The sequence below is a fragment of the Brevibacillus sp. 1238 genome (genome assembly GCF_029892995.1).
GTDB lineage: Bacteria > Bacillota > Bacilli > Brevibacillales > Brevibacillaceae > Brevibacillus > Brevibacillus parabrevis.
In genome coordinates, this window is sequence record NZ_JARXWC010000007.1 from 19,485 (window position 1) to 38,672 (window position 19,188).

At 48.7% G+C, this 19,188-nt stretch carries 22 protein-coding genes; 18 read left to right on the top strand and 4 right to left on the bottom strand.

Features of this window, described 5'->3' with window-relative positions; genetic code table 11:
* Nucleotides 1-203 precede the first annotated feature (203 nt).
* The 7 genes from M2298_RS17155 to M2298_RS17185 all read left to right on the top strand — a co-directional run bounded on the left by M2298_RS17155 (nt 204) and on the right by M2298_RS17185 (nt 6,659).
* Nucleotides 204-410: a hypothetical protein gene (locus M2298_RS17155; protein ID WP_242775353.1), complete on the top strand. Its 207-nt coding sequence runs from the start codon at nt 204-206 to the stop codon at nt 408-410.
* Nucleotides 352-1,197, top strand: a complete 846-nt coding sequence (gene noc / locus M2298_RS17160; RefSeq protein WP_122962235.1) for a nucleoid occlusion protein — start codon at nt 352-354, stop codon at nt 1,195-1,197. The genes M2298_RS17155 and noc overlap by 59 nt, the downstream gene beginning before the upstream one ends.
* A 754-nt stretch (nt 1,198-1,951) precedes the next feature.
* Nucleotides 1,952-2,710 (top strand): ParA family protein, encoded by a 759-nt coding sequence (locus M2298_RS17165; protein WP_063231686.1) that lies wholly within the window; start codon nt 1,952-1,954, stop codon nt 2,708-2,710.
* A complete protein-coding gene (locus M2298_RS17170) occupies nt 2,707-3,552 on the top strand; it encodes a ParB/RepB/Spo0J family partition protein (RefSeq protein WP_122962236.1) in 846 nt (281 codons plus the stop codon). Before M2298_RS17165 ends, M2298_RS17170 begins: the two co-directional genes overlap by 4 nt.
* A 15-nt stretch (nt 3,553-3,567) precedes the next feature.
* A complete protein-coding gene (locus tag M2298_RS17175) occupies nt 3,568-4,722 on the top strand; it encodes an aminotransferase class V-fold PLP-dependent enzyme (RefSeq protein ID WP_280648776.1) in 1,155 nt (384 codons plus the stop codon).
* 23 nt (nt 4,723-4,745) lie between these two features.
* Nucleotides 4,746-5,456, top strand: coding sequence for a DUF554 domain-containing protein (locus tag M2298_RS17180; RefSeq protein WP_122962238.1), 711 nt, complete (start codon nt 4,746-4,748; stop codon nt 5,454-5,456).
* A 303-nt stretch (nt 5,457-5,759) separates the two neighbouring features.
* Complete coding sequence (locus M2298_RS17185) at nt 5,760-6,659, top strand: diacylglycerol/lipid kinase family protein (RefSeq protein WP_280648777.1); 900 nt, start codon at nt 5,760-5,762, stop codon at nt 6,657-6,659.
* Between the two features lie 80 nt (nt 6,660-6,739).
* On the opposite strand, the gene yyaC is transcribed toward M2298_RS17185, so the two are convergent.
* Nucleotides 6,740-7,345: a spore protease YyaC gene (gene yyaC / locus M2298_RS17190; RefSeq protein ID WP_122962240.1), complete on the bottom strand. Its 606-nt coding sequence runs from the start codon at nt 7,343-7,345 to the stop codon at nt 6,740-6,742.
* A 214-nt stretch (nt 7,346-7,559) separates the two neighbouring features.
* Here yyaC and M2298_RS17195 point away from each other — a divergent pair, with 214 nt between their 5' ends.
* The 4 genes from M2298_RS17195 to M2298_RS17210 all read left to right on the top strand — a co-directional run bounded on the left by M2298_RS17195 (nt 7,560) and on the right by M2298_RS17210 (nt 9,843).
* A complete protein-coding gene (locus tag M2298_RS17195; protein ID WP_122962241.1) occupies nt 7,560-7,841 on the top strand; it encodes a putative Se/S carrier protein in 282 nt (93 codons plus the stop codon).
* Entirely contained in the window at nt 7,838-8,719 is an 882-nt protein-coding gene (locus M2298_RS17200; protein WP_173598913.1) for a mechanosensitive ion channel family protein, read from the top strand. Before M2298_RS17195 ends, M2298_RS17200 begins: the two co-directional genes overlap by 4 nt.
* A gap of 19 nt (nt 8,720-8,738) precedes the next feature.
* A complete protein-coding gene (locus tag M2298_RS17205; protein WP_063231675.1) occupies nt 8,739-8,951 on the top strand; it encodes a DUF951 domain-containing protein in 213 nt (70 codons plus the stop codon).
* A 115-nt stretch (nt 8,952-9,066) separates the two neighbouring features.
* Complete coding sequence (locus tag M2298_RS17210) at nt 9,067-9,843, top strand: Ig-like domain-containing domain (RefSeq protein WP_280648778.1); 777 nt, start codon at nt 9,067-9,069, stop codon at nt 9,841-9,843.
* Between the two features lie 226 nt (nt 9,844-10,069).
* Here the strand turns inward: M2298_RS17210 and M2298_RS17215 are convergent, their stop codons facing one another.
* Nucleotides 10,070-10,156 carry a YjcZ family sporulation protein gene (locus tag M2298_RS17215; protein WP_016739383.1) on the bottom strand — a complete coding sequence of 29 codons (87 nt, stop codon included), beginning with the start codon at nt 10,154-10,156 and terminating at the stop codon, nt 10,070-10,072.
* A gap of 361 nt (nt 10,157-10,517) precedes the next feature.
* On the opposite strand from M2298_RS17215, the gene pepF reads away from it, so the two are divergent.
* A complete protein-coding gene (gene pepF, locus M2298_RS17220; RefSeq protein ID WP_122962397.1) occupies nt 10,518-12,428 on the top strand; it encodes an oligoendopeptidase F in 1,911 nt (636 codons plus the stop codon).
* Between the two features lie 105 nt (nt 12,429-12,533).
* Here the strand turns inward: pepF and M2298_RS17225 are convergent, their stop codons facing one another.
* Together M2298_RS17225 and M2298_RS17230 are read right to left on the bottom strand one after the other, a co-directional pair.
* A complete protein-coding gene (locus tag M2298_RS17225; RefSeq protein WP_229049782.1) occupies nt 12,534-12,902 on the bottom strand; it encodes a hypothetical protein in 369 nt (122 codons plus the stop codon).
* A gap of 160 nt (nt 12,903-13,062) precedes the next feature.
* Entirely contained in the window at nt 13,063-13,686 is a 624-nt protein-coding gene (locus M2298_RS17230) for an NAD(P)-dependent oxidoreductase (protein WP_217021979.1), read from the bottom strand.
* A 231-nt stretch (nt 13,687-13,917) separates the two neighbouring features.
* Here M2298_RS17230 and ychF point away from each other — a divergent pair, with 231 nt between their 5' ends.
* The 6 genes from ychF to M2298_RS17260 all read left to right on the top strand — a co-directional run bounded on the left by ychF (nt 13,918) and on the right by M2298_RS17260 (nt 19,162).
* Nucleotides 13,918-15,018 (top strand): redox-regulated ATPase YchF, encoded by a 1,101-nt coding sequence (ychF, locus tag M2298_RS17235; protein WP_122962245.1) that lies wholly within the window; start codon nt 13,918-13,920, stop codon nt 15,016-15,018.
* Nucleotides 15,019-15,158: 140 nt separating this feature from the next.
* Complete coding sequence (gene rpsF / locus M2298_RS17240; RefSeq protein WP_047070274.1) at nt 15,159-15,446, top strand: 30S ribosomal protein S6; 288 nt, start codon at nt 15,159-15,161, stop codon at nt 15,444-15,446.
* Nucleotides 15,447-15,475: 29 nt separating this feature from the next.
* A complete protein-coding gene (locus tag M2298_RS17245; RefSeq protein WP_063231668.1) occupies nt 15,476-15,955 on the top strand; it encodes a single-stranded DNA-binding protein in 480 nt (159 codons plus the stop codon).
* A gap of 41 nt (nt 15,956-15,996) precedes the next feature.
* Nucleotides 15,997-16,227 (top strand): 30S ribosomal protein S18, encoded by a 231-nt coding sequence (gene rpsR, locus M2298_RS17250; RefSeq protein ID WP_005831740.1) that lies wholly within the window; start codon nt 15,997-15,999, stop codon nt 16,225-16,227.
* Nucleotides 16,228-16,311: 84 nt separating this feature from the next.
* On the top strand, nt 16,312-17,220 hold the full coding sequence (locus tag M2298_RS17255; RefSeq protein WP_173598916.1) for a DUF2232 domain-containing protein: 909 nt from the start codon (nt 16,312-16,314) through the stop codon (nt 17,218-17,220).
* 4 nt (nt 17,221-17,224) lie between these two features.
* Complete coding sequence (locus tag M2298_RS17260; protein WP_063231664.1) at nt 17,225-19,162, top strand: DHH family phosphoesterase; 1,938 nt, start codon at nt 17,225-17,227, stop codon at nt 19,160-19,162.
* Nucleotides 19,163-19,188: the final 26 nt, after the last annotated feature.

Sequence of the window (19,188 nt, forward strand, 5' to 3'; positions counted from 1 at the left end):
TTCTGTCGTATGCAGCATGCATAGACAGGGCCTTTTTTTCACGTGGAGGATTGTCTGCGCCTTCGCCAAGCAAAAGGGAATGGAAAAGATGATGTCGCGAAACGATTGGGGTGTTGTCAGCAAACGCTGCCAGGAGCTTGCTTTTTGCTGGCGATTGTTTCAAAAGACTCATCTGGTCGAGTATGCGTGGTAATGAGGTTGGAATGACTGATGAAGAAGCCCGTGCCATTGTAGCAGCAAGATTTTTTGTGAACAGCTTGGCGATGTTGATTTTTCCAGAAGCAATCACAAGCAGCAGCGTAAGGATTACCAATAGTACGGATGGAACGGGTAGAAGTGGGGGATTTTTCTATGGCAGTAAGGGATTCATTTTCTCGGATTTTTGGATTAACGGACAAGACAGAGAATGAAGAGATCAGGCAATTACCAGTCGAGGAGATTGTACCGAATCCATACCAGCCTCGAACAGTATTTGATGACGAGAAAATCGATGAGCTGTGTCAAACGATACGCACTCACGGGCTTATTCAACCGATTGTTGTACGGTTGAGAGATGGTCAGTATGAGTTGATTGCCGGAGAACGACGTTTACGGGCAACAAAAAAGCTGGGCATGGAAAGAATCCCTGCGATTATCAAAGATTTCAATGATGCGCAAACAGCTTCCATTGCTTTGATTGAAAATCTGCAGCGAGAGGGATTAACAGCAATTGAAGAGGCGGTTGCCTACCAAAAGCTGATTGATTTGCACGACCTGACACAGGAAAGCCTGGCTCAACGCTTGGGAAAAGGACAATCCACCATTGCCAACAAGCTGAGATTGCTGCATTTGCCGCAAGAGATTCAAGATGCGCTGTTGATGCGACAAGTAACCGAGAGACACGCGAGAGCCTTGATCCCGTTGAAGGATGCGGAGTTGCAAAATAAAGTGCTGGCCGAGATCGTCGAGCGAGAGTGGAATGTCAAGCAAACAGAAGTGCGAGTCAAACAGCTTCTGGAAGCAGCAGAAAATCCAAAAGCGGAAAAAGAGTCGAAGCCGCGTTGGAAGGCATTTTCCCGAGACGCTCGTATCGCCATCAATACGGTGCGGCAATCGATTGATATGGTCATGCAGACGGGTCTGCCCGTAGAGACAAATGAAGAAGACCATGATGAATTTTATCAATTTACGATTCGGATTCCGAAAAACAACAAGTAGGAATGCCGCTTAGGTCGGAGCAGATGACAGCGAGGAGTTCTTCGCTGTCTTTATAGAACATAGATAGCAAAAGCAGCAAGGGGATGGCGACAAGGTCGCCTTTCTTTTTGGGCAAATGTCGAAAGTAGCAAAACATGATGGTAGGATAAACGGGGAAAAGCAGATAGGCGGGCAGGGAGTTTTTTCTGTTCAAAATCGATTTGTCTGTAAACGTTTGTCAGAATCAGGCGCATCTTTTCCAGCAAAAAGGGGTCAATTGGAACTGTTCGGGCAAAATTAAAGACAAATTGTCTCAATATCAAAAAAACAGCGTACGGGCAAGCATTAAATCTGGTAACATGGGTATTACCGAGCCAGATCATGCGATTAATGGCTGTTCACTTCTGTAAAATGGAAGGGCGTCTTGCGGTTTGTTCGTATCCATAGCCCAGAGGATGAACGAGTTTTTGGGCACCATGTAGCGAATGGCAGAAAGAGTGCGTAATTATAGGTAACGAGGATCACTTTTCATGGTGGAGCAGGCTGATGTTTGCAGAGTACGTTATGTGTCAGACGGCGGGATTGTTGCACAAATGGCAAGCACCGCACTGAACTGAACGTTCAGGCTGTACAAGCAACTGTCCAGGCAATGAAAATGATCCATTTATGAGTCAATGAGCGTAAATAGATATTGATATGGGCGTTCCGGAAGGCTGTCGATTGTTTTATGGCATAATCAGCGGCATTCCTACACGAAGAGAATGAGGTGGAGAAGTTGGGTAAAATCATTGCGGTTGCGAACCAGAAAGGCGGCGTCGGAAAAACGACTACGTCCGTCAATCTAAGTGCTTGTCTGGCCGCATTGGGGAAAAAGGTGCTGCTGGTGGATATTGATCCACAAGGGAACGCAACCAGTGGTATCGGGGTAAACAAAGCCGATGTGCGCTATTGTATTTATGATGTTCTCATTAATGACATCAGCCCCGTAGATGCGACTTTGCCTACCGAGATCGAAGGATTGATGATCATTCCGGCTACGATTCAATTGGCGGGAGCGGAAATCGAATTGGTTCCGACCATTTCCAGAGAAGTACGTTTGAAAAAAGCGCTGGAAGTAGTGAAGGACAAATACGATTTCGTCATTATCGATTGCCCGCCTTCTTTGGGGATTTTGACAGTCAATTCGTTGACTGCTGCTGATTCCGTTTTGATTCCGATTCAATGCGAATACTATGCATTGGAAGGTTTGAGTCAGTTGTTGAATACGATCCGACTGGTCCAAAAACATCTCAATTCGCAGTTGTCGATCGAAGGGGTCGTGCTGACGATGCTGGATGCACGCACCAACTTGGGGCTGCAAGTCATTGAAGAAGTGAAAAAGTATTTCCAGGAGAAAGTATACAAAACGATTATTCCACGCAATGTTCGCTTGAGCGAAGCGCCATCACATGGACAAGCCATTATCACGTACGATCCACGTTCGCGTGGTGCAGAAGTTTATTCTGACTTGGCGAAGGAAGTGGTTGGGGTATGAGTAGAGGTTTGGGAAAAGGGCTGAATGCGCTTATTACCTCCAATCTCATTGAAGAAGGGGAGCAAGTGAAAGAAGTCTCCGTCAGTGAGATTCGTCCCAACCCGTATCAGCCCCGTAAAGAATTTGAACAATCGGCTATTGATGAATTGGCACACTCCATTCGAGAGCATGGCATTATCCAACCATTGATTGTTCGGAAGAGCATCAAGGGATTTGAGCTGGTAGCGGGAGAAAGACGTTTGCGCGCCGCAAAGCTGGCGGGATTGAAACAAGTCCCTGTAGTGGTCAAAGCTTATACGGATCAGCAGTTGATGGAAATCGCCCTGATTGAAAACCTGCAAAGGGAAAACCTGAACCCTTTGGAAGAAGCCGAAGCGTACGAAAAGCTGATCGCACACCATGAGTACACGCAGGAGCAGCTTGCACAACGGATCGGAAAAAGCAGACCGCACGTAGCGAATATGCTGAGATTGTTGCAGCTTCCCGAAAGCATTCGCAAGCTGGTCGCAGCTACAGAGCTGACGATGGGGCACGCCCGTGCACTGTTGAGTGTATCGGATGAAAACATGCAAATGCAGTTGGCGAAGGATGTCGTGGAAAAAGGTCTGAACGTCCGCCAATTGGAAGAACTGGTCAAGCAGTTGAATGTTTCACGTGAAACAAAGAAAAAAAAGCCGGCAAAAAATGAGCCGATTTTGATAGAGATGGAAGAACGGTTGCGCAGTCGCTTTGGAACCGCCGTCAAAATTAAAAAGGGCGCAAAACGCGGCAAGATCGAAATTGACTTTTATTCGCAGGAAGATTTGCAGCGAATCATTGAGATACTGAATGATGAGAAGTAAGTCCGGGAGGTAGTCATGGCGATCATCTATTTGGATAACGCAGCGTCAACTTGGCCAAAGCCACCAGGCGTGAAGGAGCGAATGGCTGAGGCCATCGAAGATTTTGCCGCTAACCCTGGTCGAGGTGGACATACCTTGGCGATGAAAGCGAGCAAGACCGTGTTTCGGACACGCGTGCAGTTATCGCGGTTGTTTGGGATTCAAAACCCGAATAACCTCTTTTTTTATCTAAATGCGACACAAGCACTCAATCAGGCGATCAAAGGCTACCTGAAAGCTGGCGATCATGTGATTGCTTCTTCCGTGGAGCATAACTCTGTCAGACGTCCGATTGAATATATGCGCCGTGAGCATCAAGTAGAAGCGACTTTTGTCGAGCCGAGAGCGGATTTCCTTTTTCATGTAGAGGACTTTGTCAAGGCGATTCAACCGAATACGCGCTTGCTGGTAGTCAGCCACGCTTCCAATCTCACAGGTGTGATTTTGCCGATCGCTGAATTGGGGCAACTGGCAAAAGAAAGAGGTATCGCCTTTTTGGTAGACGCTTCTCAAACAGCCGGGGTACTGCCGATTCACGTAGAGGAAATGAAGATCGATATGCTGGCGTTTCCTGGGCATAAAGGGCTGTATGGGCCACAAGGCACGGGCGGTTTATACGTGCATGGCGACATCGATTTGGAGCCTTTGATTCATGGGGGAACAGGAAGCCAATCGGAAGCGATTGATCAACCGACTACACGCCCTGACCGATATGAGAGCGGTACGTTAAATACGGCTGGTTTGGCCGGTTTGCAGGCTGGCGTCGATTTCATTCTCGAACGAGGTGTCGATCGCATCCGCGAGCACGAGTGGGAGCTGGCGAAGCAAACGATCATTGGTTTACAGCAAATTCCCGGCGTTCAGGTGTATGGTCCAGGGATTGAGACAGAACGGGTTTCCGTCATCGCCTTCAATATCGGGGAAGTGGATGCTTCTGAAGTCTCGTTTATTCTCGATCAGCAGTATGGAATCGCTACGAGATCAGGGTATCATTGCACACCGCTTGGGCATCAAACAGTAGGGACCGAGCAGCGTGGAGCTGTGCGTGCCAGTTTTGGGATTTTCAACACAGAGAAAGACGTAGAAGCGCTTATGAACGCCGTGAGAGAGATAGCATCCGCGTTTTCGTAATGCAGCTATAGGGGGACACAATCGTGATCTTGTTAGGCACCCTGGTAAACGCTGGCGCCATCATCGTTGGAGCCTTGTTGGGCAGGCTTCTGACGAAAATTCCTGATTCGATACGACATACCGTCATGCAGGGCATCGGTCTTGCTGTCATGATTTTGGGAGTCAAGATGAGTCTTGGATCGGGGAATTTTTTGTTGGTGATCGTCAGTATTGTGTTGGGGGCAATCGTAGGAGAATTGATTGGGATTGAAAAAGGCTTGAATCATCTGGGGCATTGGCTGGAACGAAAGGTTGGCGGAGGTCAGGGAAGTATTGCCACAGGCTTTGTAACAGCGACTTTGGTCTATTGCATCGGTGCGATGGCTGTGCTCGGAGCCATGGACAGCGGATTGCGGAACAACCATGATATTTTGTTCACCAAAGCACTTTTGGACGGTTTTTCCGCCATCATTTTCACTTCGACACTAGGAATTGGCGTCATGTTTTCGGCTGTGCCTGTATTTGTGTACCAAGGTTTGCTTACCTTGCTCTCAACGCAAATCTACAACTTTGTGAGCCAGACGATGCTCGATGCGATGTTGGCAGAAGTAACGGCAGTAGGCGGCTTGATGATTATCGCTATCGGGATTAACATTTTGGAGATTAAAAAGATCAATGTGGCGAACATGCTGCCAGCATTGTTGATTGCGGCTCTCGGGGTTCCTTTTAGCGAATGGTTGTCCAAGTTTTTATAAGAGAGTGGAAAAAGATTCTTCCTGAACGGGAGAGTCTTTTTTTTGTAGGCAAAATCAGCTTTGCATATGGGACTGAGGCAGTCAAACAGTGGGGTGGGCGCGGACCTGCTGGTACGGGCAACAAAAAGCAAAGGAACAAATGCCGATAATAAAAGAGTCGATGAAATACTGGCAAGCGCACTGCCAAAAATGTTAAGAAGCTTGCAAGAGCCGGCATGACATAAAAAACCGCTATCATCAAAAGAAAATGTCGTGCGATAATGACGAGTAGAACAGAAAGCGCGTTATGGGGAGAGAAAGTCAATGGTAGGTTTTATCGTCAATCCTGTGGCGGGTAATGGCAAAGGGAAGAGAATCTGGGAGAGGATAGAGCCTGCTGTAAGTGGTCTGGGAGCTGTTTTTGTCGTCAGGGAGACATCTGGTGACGGGTCAGCTGAAAAACTGGCAAAAGAGATGATTGAAAAAGAGGGAGTAAATAAAATCATTGCCGTAGGGGGAGATGGAACCGTTCACGGTGTATTGAACGGAATCTATCAATCGGGCCAGTCATGCAAGTTTGGCTTGGTGCCGGCGGGGTCAGGAAATGATTTTGCCAGAGCGCACGGGATTGCCACAAATCCTGTCGTGGCAGTAGAGCGGGTTTTGTCAGAGACAGCGGAAAAACGAATTGATTTGATGTGGATGAACGGGCGTGTTGCGGCAAATTCGATTGGTGCCGGATTTGATGCGCAGGTAGCAAGAGCGACTGATCAGGCAAAATACAAGGCATGGTTGAATCGGTGGCGATTGGGCGGTTTGGCGTATGTGATTTCCGTGTTGCGTGAACTGCGCAGATTCCAGCGCAGCACTCTCGTCATGCAAGTGGATGGACAAGTCATCAAGATGGAGGCAGCATGGCTCGTAACAGCTGCCAATATTCCGAATTACGGCGGGGGAATGAAAATTTGTCCCATGGCTGTAGCAAACGATGGTTGGGCCGATATTTGCGTCGTCAGCAATGCGAGCTGTGGGGAACTGTTGCGCGCCTTTGCGAAAATTTATTTTGGCTCTCATATTCATCATCCGAAAGTTTCATTTTATCGAGGGCGCCAGATCACGATTGAGACCGTTAGACCGTATTTGGTTCATGCAGATGGAGAGTTGGTTGGTGAAACGCCGATCGAGATGAAAATGCTGCCGGATCAGCAAGCGATTTTTGTATAAAAAAGGGACCTGTCATCCACATGGGAGTAAGACAGGCCAAAGCAATACGTATAGATGTTGAAAAGGTCGAGGGAAGATGGTCAGTCGTGCAAAACACTATCCAAACGGTTCGGCGAAGCAGCCATTGAAGTGGCTTTGGCCAAACCAGAAGCAATAATCTCGGCCATGTTCATGACGACGGCAAGACGGGTGTTTTGGAGAACGAAATACTCCATGAAGCCGCCGACATTGACGATTCCCGTGATATGGAACGTACCGACAGGCGGCAGCTCCTTTTTAACCCCAGCGCCAGGCTTTAGAGGCCCGCTGATGACGTTGATGTTGCCTACGTGGCTGAATTGGCCGAGACAGGCATCGACGGCAATCAGGGTAGATCTGGGGTGAGTTTCTTGGATGGAATCGAGCTTTTCTTTGAGATTCATCGCATGCACTGGATCGTCCAGCGTGCCGTAAATTTGCAAATGGCTTGGTGCGGCCGCTTGCAGCTTGGTTCCGACAAGAGGACCGAGTGCGTCACCCGTGGACCGATCTGTTCCAATACATACAATCACAATGTCTTCTTCATACGGTTTTAAGCGAAAGCGCTGCGCAAGGTGTCTAGCCAGATGATCCTCTGCGTTTTCACTGCGGTATTCCACTTTAAAAGGTGGCAAAGAACAGTTTTTGAGATTTTCAAATGTACTCATGGCTACCCCCACTCTTGCGGTCTTGGCTTAAAAGTTATAGAAGAGTATTCACAGTATAGTACCGATCCGTCATTTTTATACCTGCTAATGAGAAGGTTGTGTAGGTTTTGAAAAATCAGGGAAGCTGGCAAGCGGGATTTTGAACAGGTAAAATAAGAAGTGCACGAAGGAAAAGCTTTGCCAATAAGAAAGCAAAAATCCGGGAGGGAGATGGATGGAAGGAGAGACTGTACTGATTGCGTTTGACTCCACGCAGCAAGCTTTACGTGCAGAGATGCTGCTGGAGTACGAAGATATTGATATTGACACAAGACCGACGCCAAAAGAGATAACAGCCGGCTGTGCCCTTTCCATTGAATTTCCTCTGCCTGATTACTCTCGTGCCAAAACGGTCATGGAAGAGCAGCAAGTAGTCATCCGGGGATACTTTCGCCAGTTCCTGGGCAAGTACCAGGAAGTCGACGAAAACGGCAACCAGAAGGAGAGGGCAGAATGAATACAGAAAGCTTTTTTGAAAAAATATACGGTGAAATTTACAACTACGTAGCAGATGCAAACATGTGGGTAAGTATAGGGATGACGCTGCTGAAAATCGTTGGAATCATCATCGCATCGCGAATTGTGGTGTCGCTGGTGCAAACAGCAGTCAATCGCGTTTTCCAGCATCGTCAGGGAGCCAAGATACACCTGGATCAGCGCCGCGTCGATACGATGCGCGTGCTCGTCAACAACATCGTCCAGTACACGCTGTACTTCCTGGCGATTTTGATGATTTTGCAACTGGTCGGCATCGATTTGAAGCCTGTTTTGGTGAGCGCAGGGGTGTTGGGGCTGGCAGTCGGTTTCGGGGCACAAAGTCTTGTCCGTGATATCATCACCGGGTTCTTCATTATTTTTGAAGACCAGTTCGCGGTTGGCGATGTCGTAACGATCAATAACATGACAGGTACTGTACAGGAAATCGGCTTGCGAATTACCCGTGTGCGCAGCTGGACTGGAGAGGTTCATATTTTTCCGAACGGCACGATCACGCAAGTAACCAACTTTTCGCTGCAAAATACGTTGGCTGTCGTGGATGTTTCGGTAGCGTATGAGGAGAATCTGGGTCAGGTGGAAGAAGTTTTGAAGGAAGTGCTGGCAAAAGCGCAAACCGAGCTGGACGATATCGTGGCAGAACCGCAAATTCTCGGAGTGCATGCATTGGGGCCGTCTGAGGTCGTTATGCGCGTGACAGCCGAGTGCAAGCCGAATACCCACCACGGCGTCAACCGCAATCTGCGCGCCATGATCCGCACCGAGTTTACAAAGCGCGGCATCCAGATTCCGTATCCAAAAATCGTTGCGATGTCGGGTAAGGCACAGGGGCAAGCATAGAGCAGAGAGGAGAAGAGAGATGGAAAGGAAGCAATTTGGACTGGGGGACGTTGTACAAATGAAAAAGCCGCATCCATGCGGCACAAATGCGTGGAAGGTCATACGCATGGGGATGGACGTACGAATCAAATGTACGGGATGCGACCATAGCGTAATGATTGGGCGGCTGGAGTTCGAGCGCAAACTGAAAAAAATATTGGTTCGCGCAGAGGAAGAAGCGCAGGAGCAATAGCCATTAGCGATAGCGAAAAACTTTTGAAGGACCTGTCTGTCTTTTTCTACAATGCCCGTAAACGGTGATGACGGCCAAAAGCAGCTGCACCGTTCAAACGGGAGGGATTTTTGCGATGGATGTCAGACGGTTTTGGATGCAATGGGTAGTGATGCTGGGGATTTTGCTGGTGTTTTCACATTCAGCTGCGGCGAAGGAGCCGAGCAGCTGGAAAGTGAACATCTTGCCCGAGGACAAAGCGGTCGGAGTCGCTGTGGATGATGTGATCACGATGACTTTTTCCGGGGCGATCCAGTTGAAAAATTCTCGGGACATCACTGACAAGTCGTGGTTGTCGCTCGTCCAACTGGTGGATGAGAAGAAAAAGAAGGTGGCTTTCGCAGCCGAGTGGAACGATTCAGCGAAAAGCCTCGTGATCGATCCTGTGGGCAATCTGGAAGCGGGGAAGACGTATCGCGTCACCCTTTTGGCGAAGAGGCTGAAGGATGCGCGAGGAGAGCTGAACCCTGAGCTTTCCGTTGCTTTTGCGACAAAGGCTCCCGTGGATAACATTGCGCCACAGGCGGTGATTTTGCCAGGACATGGAGCCAAACAGGTGAAAAGCGGTGAGAAGGTGACGCTTCAGTTTGCCGAAGAGGTGGCATTGGTGAGCGGAGAGACGCTATCCAGCAAAACGGCGGGCAAATTGGTGCGAGTGACAGATGAACAAGGCAGGGCTGTCCCGCATACGGTCACCTGGAACAAAAGCAAGCGGACACTGACGGTCAAGCCAAAAGGAAAATGGCAGCCGCACACGAGCTATCATGTTCATCTCGTTGGCGGGCTGCTGCAAGATCGTGCGGGCAATGCGAATAACTCACAATCGTCCAGTTTCACGAGTGGCGCGAAGTAGTGAAAACGGACTGTGGATAAGCAGAAAAAAAGGATGCAGCCTTATGACGAGGCGCATCCTTTTTCCTTTTGTACGATCAGATGTATCTCCCGGTGATTGTACGAAGGTTATGACTGATCATTGTTTATCGGCTGCATAGCCTGCTAATGATCTATGTGGAATGGGGAAGGTAAGATGCACTCTTGTGCAAGCTTACCTTCAGATAGGCCGGATGGCAGCGGGAAGCTTAGTTGCAGTCACAACCTACGATTACGAGGAGAATGAAGAGAACCAAGATCAGCGCGAAATCGTCAAAGCCGTTAAAGATACCCACTTGCTAACACCTCCTACCCTAGTTTCAATACTCATGCTATGTAGGAACATGAAAATGGGTATGGGCGAATGCCCTGGTTCCGACGAAAATAAGTTATCCACATTGTATCCACAGAAAATGTGGATAACTTATTGTCGAAAAAAGTAGAAAAAAATGGCGAGTTGAAAGCGGAGTAGCTGTGGATAGGTAGTTATCCACAATCTTATCCACAAAACTGAATTTTCTCTGGATAAATTGACTGTTGTTAATAAATATTTAAAATATTTTTATTAATAAGAAGGAGTTTCAAGGTGGAATAACGTAATTACTCTAACTAGAAATTGGAAAAGCTATATAGAGAAGGAAAAGGGGCGATTTGGATTTGAAAAAGCAAGTATTTGCATCTGTTACTGCATTGGCCATTGCACTTTCAACTGTGTCGGTACCATTCATTCCGTACAGCACACCGGCAGTCGCTTTTGCTGCTGAAAAACCAAATTATCAGACTCGCGCAGACATTCCCGATGAGTACAAGTGGAAATTGAATCATATTTACCCAACCGTGCAGGATTGGGAAAAGGACGTAGCCAAGGTGGAAGCTTTGGCGAATGCATTTACCAAGCACCAAGGCAAGCTGGGAACATCTTCGGCAGCCATGCTTGCGGCTTTTGATGATTACGTGGAAATGATGAGGCTCAATGACAAGGCGTATGTGTATGCCAACATGTCTCTCGACGTAAACTCGGCAAATGCTGATTTGCAGAAGCTGGGAGACCGTGCTGAAAAAATGTACACGCTTGTCTCGGAAAAAACCGCGTGGGTGCAGCCAGAAATCGTTGCGATCCCGGATGAGAAAATCAAAAGCCTGCTCGCTGACAAGTCGCTTGCGCCGTACAAGCTGTTCATTGAAGACATGCTCCGCACCAAGCCATACTCGTTGTCCAAGGAGATGGAGGAGCTGCTGGCGAAGTCTTCGCCGCTCGGCAATGCGCCGACCAACATTTACAGCATGTTGTCCAAAGACGTGAAGTTCCCGAAAATCAAGGATGAAAAAGGCAAAGAAGTCCAGCTTACGCGGGCCAACTTTATCTCGTATATGGAGAGCAAGGACCAACGCGTGAGAAGAGATGCGTTCAAGGCGTACTACAGTGCCCTGATTGACTTCCAGGATTCTTTTGCACAGACATTGGCGGCAAAAGTGAAAGGCGACAACTTCTACGCGCAAGCACGCAAGTACAACTCTGCGCTGGAAGCAAGCCTGACGCCGAACAACATTCCGACCAAAGTATACGATGAGTTGATCGATACCGTTAACGACAACTTGCCGCTGTTGCATCGCTACATTGCATTGAAGAAAAAAATGCTCGGAGTGAAAGAGCTGCACATGTACGACATCTATGTGCCGATCGTTCCATCCGACGACAAATATATTTCCTTCGAGGAAGGGAAGAAAATTGTCACCGACGGTTTGAAGGCTATGGGCGACGAGTACGTGAAAGTGCTGTCTGACGGACTCAACGGAGGCTGGGTAGACGTTTATTCGACGGACGACAAACGCACAGGCGCTTACCAGTGGGGAGCGTATGACACGCATCCGTACGTGCTTTTGAATCATCAGGGCACGCTTGATGACGTATACACAATCGCTCACGAAATGGGTCACGCGATGCAGTCCTACTACACGAACAAAAATCAGTCGTACATCTCGTCCAACTACCCGACCTTCACGGCGGAAGTGGCTTCGACAATGAATGAGACATTGCTGTTCAAGAGCATGTACGCGCAGGCGAAGACGAAAGAAGAGAAGATGTATCTTCTGAACCACTATCTGGAGAACTTCCGCTCGACCTTGTTCCGCCAAACGCAGTTCGCCGAGTTTGAAAAAGCGATCCACGACAAGGAACAGGCAGGAGAATCTCTCAACGCCGAGGCGATCAAAAAAATCTACCTCGACATCAACAAAAAATACTACGGCAAGGACATGGTTTCCGATGAGGAAATCGGCATGGAGTGGGCGCGCGTATCCCATTTCTACAACTATAAATACTACGTATACCAATACTCTACGAGCTTTGCGGCATCCCAGGCGCTGGCGAAGCAAATCATCGACGAAGGACAGCCAGCCGTTGACCGCATCCGCAAAAACTTCCTGGAAGCAGGCAACTCGGCACCTCCGATCGAAGTGCTGAAAGCGGCAGGGGTAGATATGTCTACATCCAAGCCGATCGAGCAAGCCATGGAAATTTTCGAAGAAACATTGATAGAGCTGGAGAAATTGGTGAACGAGAAGTAAAATCGTGTAAAAACAAAGCAAAGGCTCCCTGCTGGTTGATGGCAGGGAGCTTTTTGTTGATGATGAGTTTTCGCCAGAGAGTAGACGTTCTGCGTTAAGACAACATCACGGTAACTTTGACAGACGTTTAGCGTTTAATGATGAACTTGCAAAAATCAATGACATGCAAAAAAATCCAGAAACAGCCATAAGCGTATTGTATTCATGGTAACTGTTCATGAAAGACTGGACCATAGAAAAGCCCCATAGGAAAGCGGGGAAAACAAGAAAATAAAACAATTCAGTGCTGGACGAAAGTTTAACATAGAGCAGGACTGTGATTGTGGAAATGAGTAATGTCAGAATCATATTCTGCATTTCAGCGGAAGAAATGGACATGGGAATATCACTGGAAAGCATCATCTTATACAGCCAGAGAACAACGAACCAAACAGCAATGACAGCGTTAGCACAATACATCAAAAGCTTTTTCATCATGCTCCCTCCAGATAAAGCCAGACCGTAAGTCTGAGGAATAGGCTAATCGTTATAACGGGAAAAAAAGGAAAAGGTTTCAATGAATATGTGGTGCGTCATTGCAGTATCAGATATGCCCCTTGTTCACTAAATGGCAGCTTCCCAGCCAAAACAACACCTAATAAGCAATCCCCACCCGCATCCGCAAATAATCCAAACTATTGAGCTGCTTGTACGCAAACTCGGCTGTATCGGGAACGGAAATTTGCATGCCGTCTACAGGCAGGTGGTGCGCTTCCACCCGATAGTTGCCTGTGTAGCTGCCGTCTGGCAAGTAAGTCGGGCAAACAATCGTCCAGTCTAGCCCGGATTGCGCAAGCAGCAAGTATGCCTTGTGGTGTTCTTCGGCGGCGCGGGTCAGTTTTTGCCGGGATTCACTCGATTGGTAGCGCAGCAGTTCAGGGGAGACCCGGCTTTGCAAAATTCCTGCCGTACCTACCGTGACAATCCGGCTGACGCCTTCCTGCTTCATGGCATCCAGGATGAAAGGCATGCTGTCGGTGAGAGTTGTGGTTCCGTCCGTACCGAGAGCGCTAATGACTGCACTGGCTCCCGACATGGCCTGCTTGACATCGTTTTCGTTGCAAACGTTTCCGGCAAGTACGCGCACAGTTTGGGGCAAATCGTGAGGGAGTTTGTCTACAGAGCGAACCAAAACGGTCACTTCATGGCCGTCTTTCAATGCATGCTGCAAAACATGGCTGCCGACGCGTCCTGTTGCGCCGAGAAGCAGAAGCTTCATTATGTATCCACCTCATTAACGTGTGATCGGGTCAAGTGCTTTTTGTAAAGTCTAGCATGTCTTTTTTTGTCCCACCAGCTTCAGCTATCGTAGAGCTTGAAAGGAGGGAGGATTTCACGCAAGCTGCTTCCAGACAGGGTCTAAAGTTGCCACAAGGAGACAATTGTATTCTTAAAACCAAATCTATATACTTAAAAGGATGTTAGGATGATGACAAGGGAGTGTATATAGATGGGTGCATCTTGCGGGATTGTTGGTCTCCCCAACGTAGGGAAATCGACACTGTTTAATGCCATTACACAAGCGGGCGCTGAGTCGGCGAACTACCCGTTCTGTACGATTGACCCGAACGTGGGGATCGTAGAAGTTCCAGATCCGCGTCTGACCAAGCTGACCGAGATCGTGGTTCCGAATAAAGTCGTTCCGACTGCATTTGAGTTCGTGGACATTGCCGGTCTGGTAAAAGGCGCGAGCAAAGGCGAAGGACTCGGCAACCAGTTTCTCGGACACATCCGTGAAGTAGATGCGATCGCACACGTGGTTCGCTGCTTCGAGGATGAAAATATTACGCACGTGGCAGGCCGTGTCGATCCCCTGAGCGATATCGAGACGATCAATCTGGAACTGATTTTTGCCGATCTGGACTCCGTTGACCGTCGGATCGACCGCATCGCGCGCAAGGTGAAATCCGGTGACAAAGAATCGAAGCAAGAACTGGACGTGCTGGAAAAGCTGAAGGCTGCTTTCGAAGAAGGTCAGTCTGCACGCAGCGTAGAGCTTGACGATGAAGAGCGCAAATGGATTCGCGACCTGCACCTTTTGACAATCAAGCCGATGCTGTACGTGTGCAACGTAGCGGAAGACGGCATCAACGACGCAGACACCAATCCGCATGTGCAAGCGGTTCGCGAGCATGCGGCAAATGAAGGGGCAGAAGTAGTTGTCATCAGTGCCAAAGTCGAGGCGGAAATCGCCGAGCTGGAAGGCGAAGACAAAGAAATGTTCCTGGAGGAGCTTGGTTTGGCTGAGTCCGGTCTGGACCGTTTGATTCGCGCTGCCTACAAGCTGCTCGGTTTGGTTACCTACTTTACCGCAGGGGTACAGGAAGTTCGCGCATGGACCATTCGCCAGGGCACAAAAGCTCCAGGAGCGGCTGGCGTAATTCATACCGATTTCGAGCGCGGCTTTATTCGCGCAGAAGTGATTGCCTACAACGATCTGGTAGATGCTGGTTCGGTTGCGGCAGCGAGAGAGCGCGGAAAGTACCGTCTTGAAGGGAAAGAGTACGTTGTTGCCGATGGAGATGTCATGCATTTCCGCTTTAATGTTTAGTACGAAATAGTTGATTCGCCATAGGCATTTTGCTATAATACGACAATGCGAGTATTTATGGAGTGCATGTTATGCGTTTCGTTTTAGCACTCGCTCCTTGCCCGAACAGGGCCGCAAAGTCCATAAGGAGGTGAAAAGGTATGCGTCAATACGAAGTTATGTATGTATTGCGTCCAGACCTTGAAGAAGAGAAAGTAAAATCCAATGTAGCTCGTTACAGCGAAGTTGTGACTAACTACGGTGGCGAAATCTCTAAGCTTCAAGAAATGGGTAAACGTCGTCTTGCGTACGAGATCAATAAGTTCCGTGAAGGTTACTACGTTCTGATGAACTTCAAAGCGAACTCCGATGCTGTTGCGGAAGCAGAGCGTTTGATGAAAATCAACGACGACGTAATCCGCTTCATGTTTGTTCGTGATGAGAAGTAATCATTGTCGCGGTCAGAGGGGGAACCAAGATGAATAAAGTTATTCTCATCGGCAACCTGACGAAAGATCCTGAACTTCGCTACACGCCAAATGGCGTTGCCGTTGCTACTTTTACCGTGGCTATCAATCGTCCTCGCACTAACCAGGCGGGTGAGAGAGAAGCCGATTTCATTAATATTGTCGCTTGGCAAAAACTTGCCGATCTTTGTGCAAGCTACTTGCGCAAAGGAAGACAAGCTGCCATCGAAGGGCGCCTTCAGACGCGTTCCTACGATAATAAAGAAGGAAAACGCGTATACGTAACGGAAGTCGTTGCTGAAAACGTTCAATTTTTGGGCGGACGAGGCAATGAAGGCGGCGGAGATAACGCAGGATACGATCCAGGACCGGGCTTTGGTGGCGGTAACAAGCCATCCGGTCAGAGAAACAATGACTTTGATCCGTTTGGTGATCCCTTCGCGAGTGCAGGCAAGCCGATCAACATCTCTGATGATGACTTGCCGTTCTAAGAATCGTACAACTTTCACATTCCTAAGAAGGAGGGACTATCATGGCACGCAAAGGACGTCCTAATAAGCGTCGTAAAGTATGCTTCTTTAAAGTGAACAAAATCAAGCACATCGATTATAAAGATGTAGACTTGCTCAAAAAATTCATCAGCGAACGCGGCAAAATCTTGCCACGTCGTGTAACTGGTACTTCTGCGAAGTATCAACGTGCTCTGACAATCGCGATCAAACGCGCTCGTCAAGTAGCATTGCTGCCTTACACGGCTGAATAATTTACACAAGTGATAAAAAGGGGGACACAATTGCGTGGCCCTCTTTTTTCCATATTTTTTGCTAATCTCAAACGAGGTGCTGACATGCCTTCCAAAACAAAGCAATTGGCTGAAAATGCCCTGATGCTGGGTATTGCACTGGTGCTGTTGTTCCTCAGTACATATACCGTGCTGGGATCACTGGTCAGTTTCCTTTTGCCGCTGCCTTTTATTTTTCTGGCCGTAAGCCGAAGCGTGTCCAACATGGTGTGGATTTCAGTCGTATACACCTTCCTTGGGTGGATTCTCGCAGGGCCGATTGCCGCCACGATCGCATTGATGGGCGCGGTCTGGGGTTCTGCCATGGGGATTGTTTATGCGAAAAGAGGAAAGGCGCTTCCCGCGATTGTGGCCGGAGCGGCGGTTGTTTTCCTCAGTACCGTTTTTGGACTGGCTTTTATGGCGTACGGGATGAACTTCAACTTTCAGAACATGCTGGAAGAAACCGCCCGCATGCGCCCTTCCTTTGTGACCAAGGAACAGTTTGATCAGATGCTGGCTTTGGTCAAGATGGTGTTGCCTACGAGCATCGTGATGTTCAGCTTTATTTCCAGCGCCATTACCCATGGTCTGGCTGGCCTGATTGGAAGACGGATCAAAAAGCCGATTCCGTTGCTTAAGCCGATCCGGGAATGGAGCTTCCCGAGATCTTTGATGTACTACTATTTTATCGCCATGATCAGTATTCTGGTCTTCGGCGCCAGTATGCAGGGAACGTTCTGGGAAACAGCAATCATGAACGTAAAGGTCATGCTGGATGCGATTTTTACGCTTCAAGGCTTGAGCTTCTGCCTGTTTGCCGCGTACTTGTACGGGTGGAAGAGATTGACTCCAGTGCTTGTTGTCTGTCTATTTATTTTTCCGTTCTTAAGCACTATACTTAGTCTGGTAGGGATATTTGACTTAGGGCTTCGTTTGCGTGAAAAACTGGAAACAAGAGTGAAGAGGGGCTGAGGAAATGCCCAAATTCCTGTTAAAGCGTTGGTACGGGATGCATATGGTCCTGGCACTCAGCTTTAGCTTGCTGTTGTTGGGGATTTTGACCCTGCACCATTGGATGTACGGGGCGATCGGCATTATCTGCTTGATTGGCCTGATTCTATACGCCCTTCAAGCGGAAAAAGGATTCCAGCGGGACTTGCGCCTGTATTTGGCGACAGTTACCCACCGGGTGAAAAAGGCCGGAGAAGGCGTTATTCAGGAGCTGCCGATCGGAATACTCCTATACAACGAGGAAAAGGCAATCGAGTGGGTCAACCCGTTCATGACACATATGTCCGGGGATGAGTCGATGATCGGGAAAAGCCTTCAAGAGGTATTTCCCCAACTCGTGTGGAAGCCGGAACAAAAACGGCTGGAATTTACTTATAATGAGCGGGTATACGAGGTCATGGTTCGGTCCGATGAGCGTCTTTTGTATTTCAAGGACATTACGGACTTTAAAGAATTAACGACGCGTTACCATCGAGAAAAGGCTGCTCTGGCGATTATTCACCTCGACAATCTGGACGAGGTTGGACAAGTCATGGACGATCAGAGCCGCACGCTGCTGTCGACGAGTGTGGCTGGCGTGATTACAGAGTGGGCCAACAAACATGGCATATACCTTCGCCGAATCACGGCTGACAAATTTTTGGCGCTGATGGAACGGGAAGCACTTGATAAATTAGAAGAAACACGTTTTGACATTCTCGATGTGGTGCGGGAAATGACAGCCGACAACAAAATTCCGATTACGCTCAGTATCGGGGTGGGAGCGGCTGCAACTACGTACATCGAGCTGGGGCAAATGGCCCAATCGAGCTTGGATATTGCCCTTGGCCGCGGAGGAGACCAGTGCGCGATCAAGATTGGCAACAAGCTCACCTTCTACGGAGGAAAATCGAATGCCGTGGAAAAACGGACGCGCGTTCGCGCACGGGTGATTGCCCATGCGTTGCGTGATTTGATCCACGAGGCTGAGCATGTGATCGTAATGGGCCACAAGCAGCCGGACATGGATTCCATCGGTGCTTCTCTCGGTGTGCTGAAGGCTGTGCAATTGCACAATAAGGCAGCTTATATCGTCATGGATGAAGGCAACAATTCTGTAGAACGACTGATGCGGGAGATTTACGCCAATGAAGAATTGGCAGAAACATTCATCACTCCGGAGCAGGCGATCAGACTGGTAACGGGCAGAACGCTGCTCGTGGTTGTCGATACGCATCGTCCGTCTTTGGTCATTGAGCCGAAACTGCTTGGTGAGACAAGCCGGATCGTCGTCATTGACCACCATCGACGTTCGGAAGAGTTTATCGAGCCGGTTCTTCTGTACCTTGAGCCGTATGCTTCTTCGACATCAGAGTTGGTTACGGAGCTTTTGCAATACCAGAGCGAGCGCTTGAATATTGACAATCTGATCGCTACGGCTCTTCTGGCAGGGATCGTCGTCGATACGAAAAGCTTTGCCTTCCGTACGGGTTCGCGTACTTTTGAAGCAGCGTCTTTCCTGAGACGGAACGGTGCCGATACGGCTGCTGTTCAACGTTTGCTGAAGGAAGATTTGAGCCAGTACGTGAAACGGGCTCGCATCATTATGAATACAGAGACCTACAGAGACAACATGGCGATTGCCATGGGTGATCCTGCCGAGAACTATACGCAAGTCCAGGTCGCACAGGCAGCGGAACAGCTGCTCACACTTTCTGGCATCCAGGCATCTTTTGTCGTTGCCGAGCGAGGCGATGATACGATTGTCATTAGCGGTCGTTCTTTGGGCGACATCAATGTACAGTCGATCATGGAGCTGCTTGGCGGGGGCGGACACCTGACAGGGGCCGCCACCCAAATCCAGGGCATTTCCGTCAAGGAAGCGACCCGACGTTTGAAAGAAGCGATTGATTCGGTCGTGTAGGCCAATATGAAAAGGGGGAAACGATG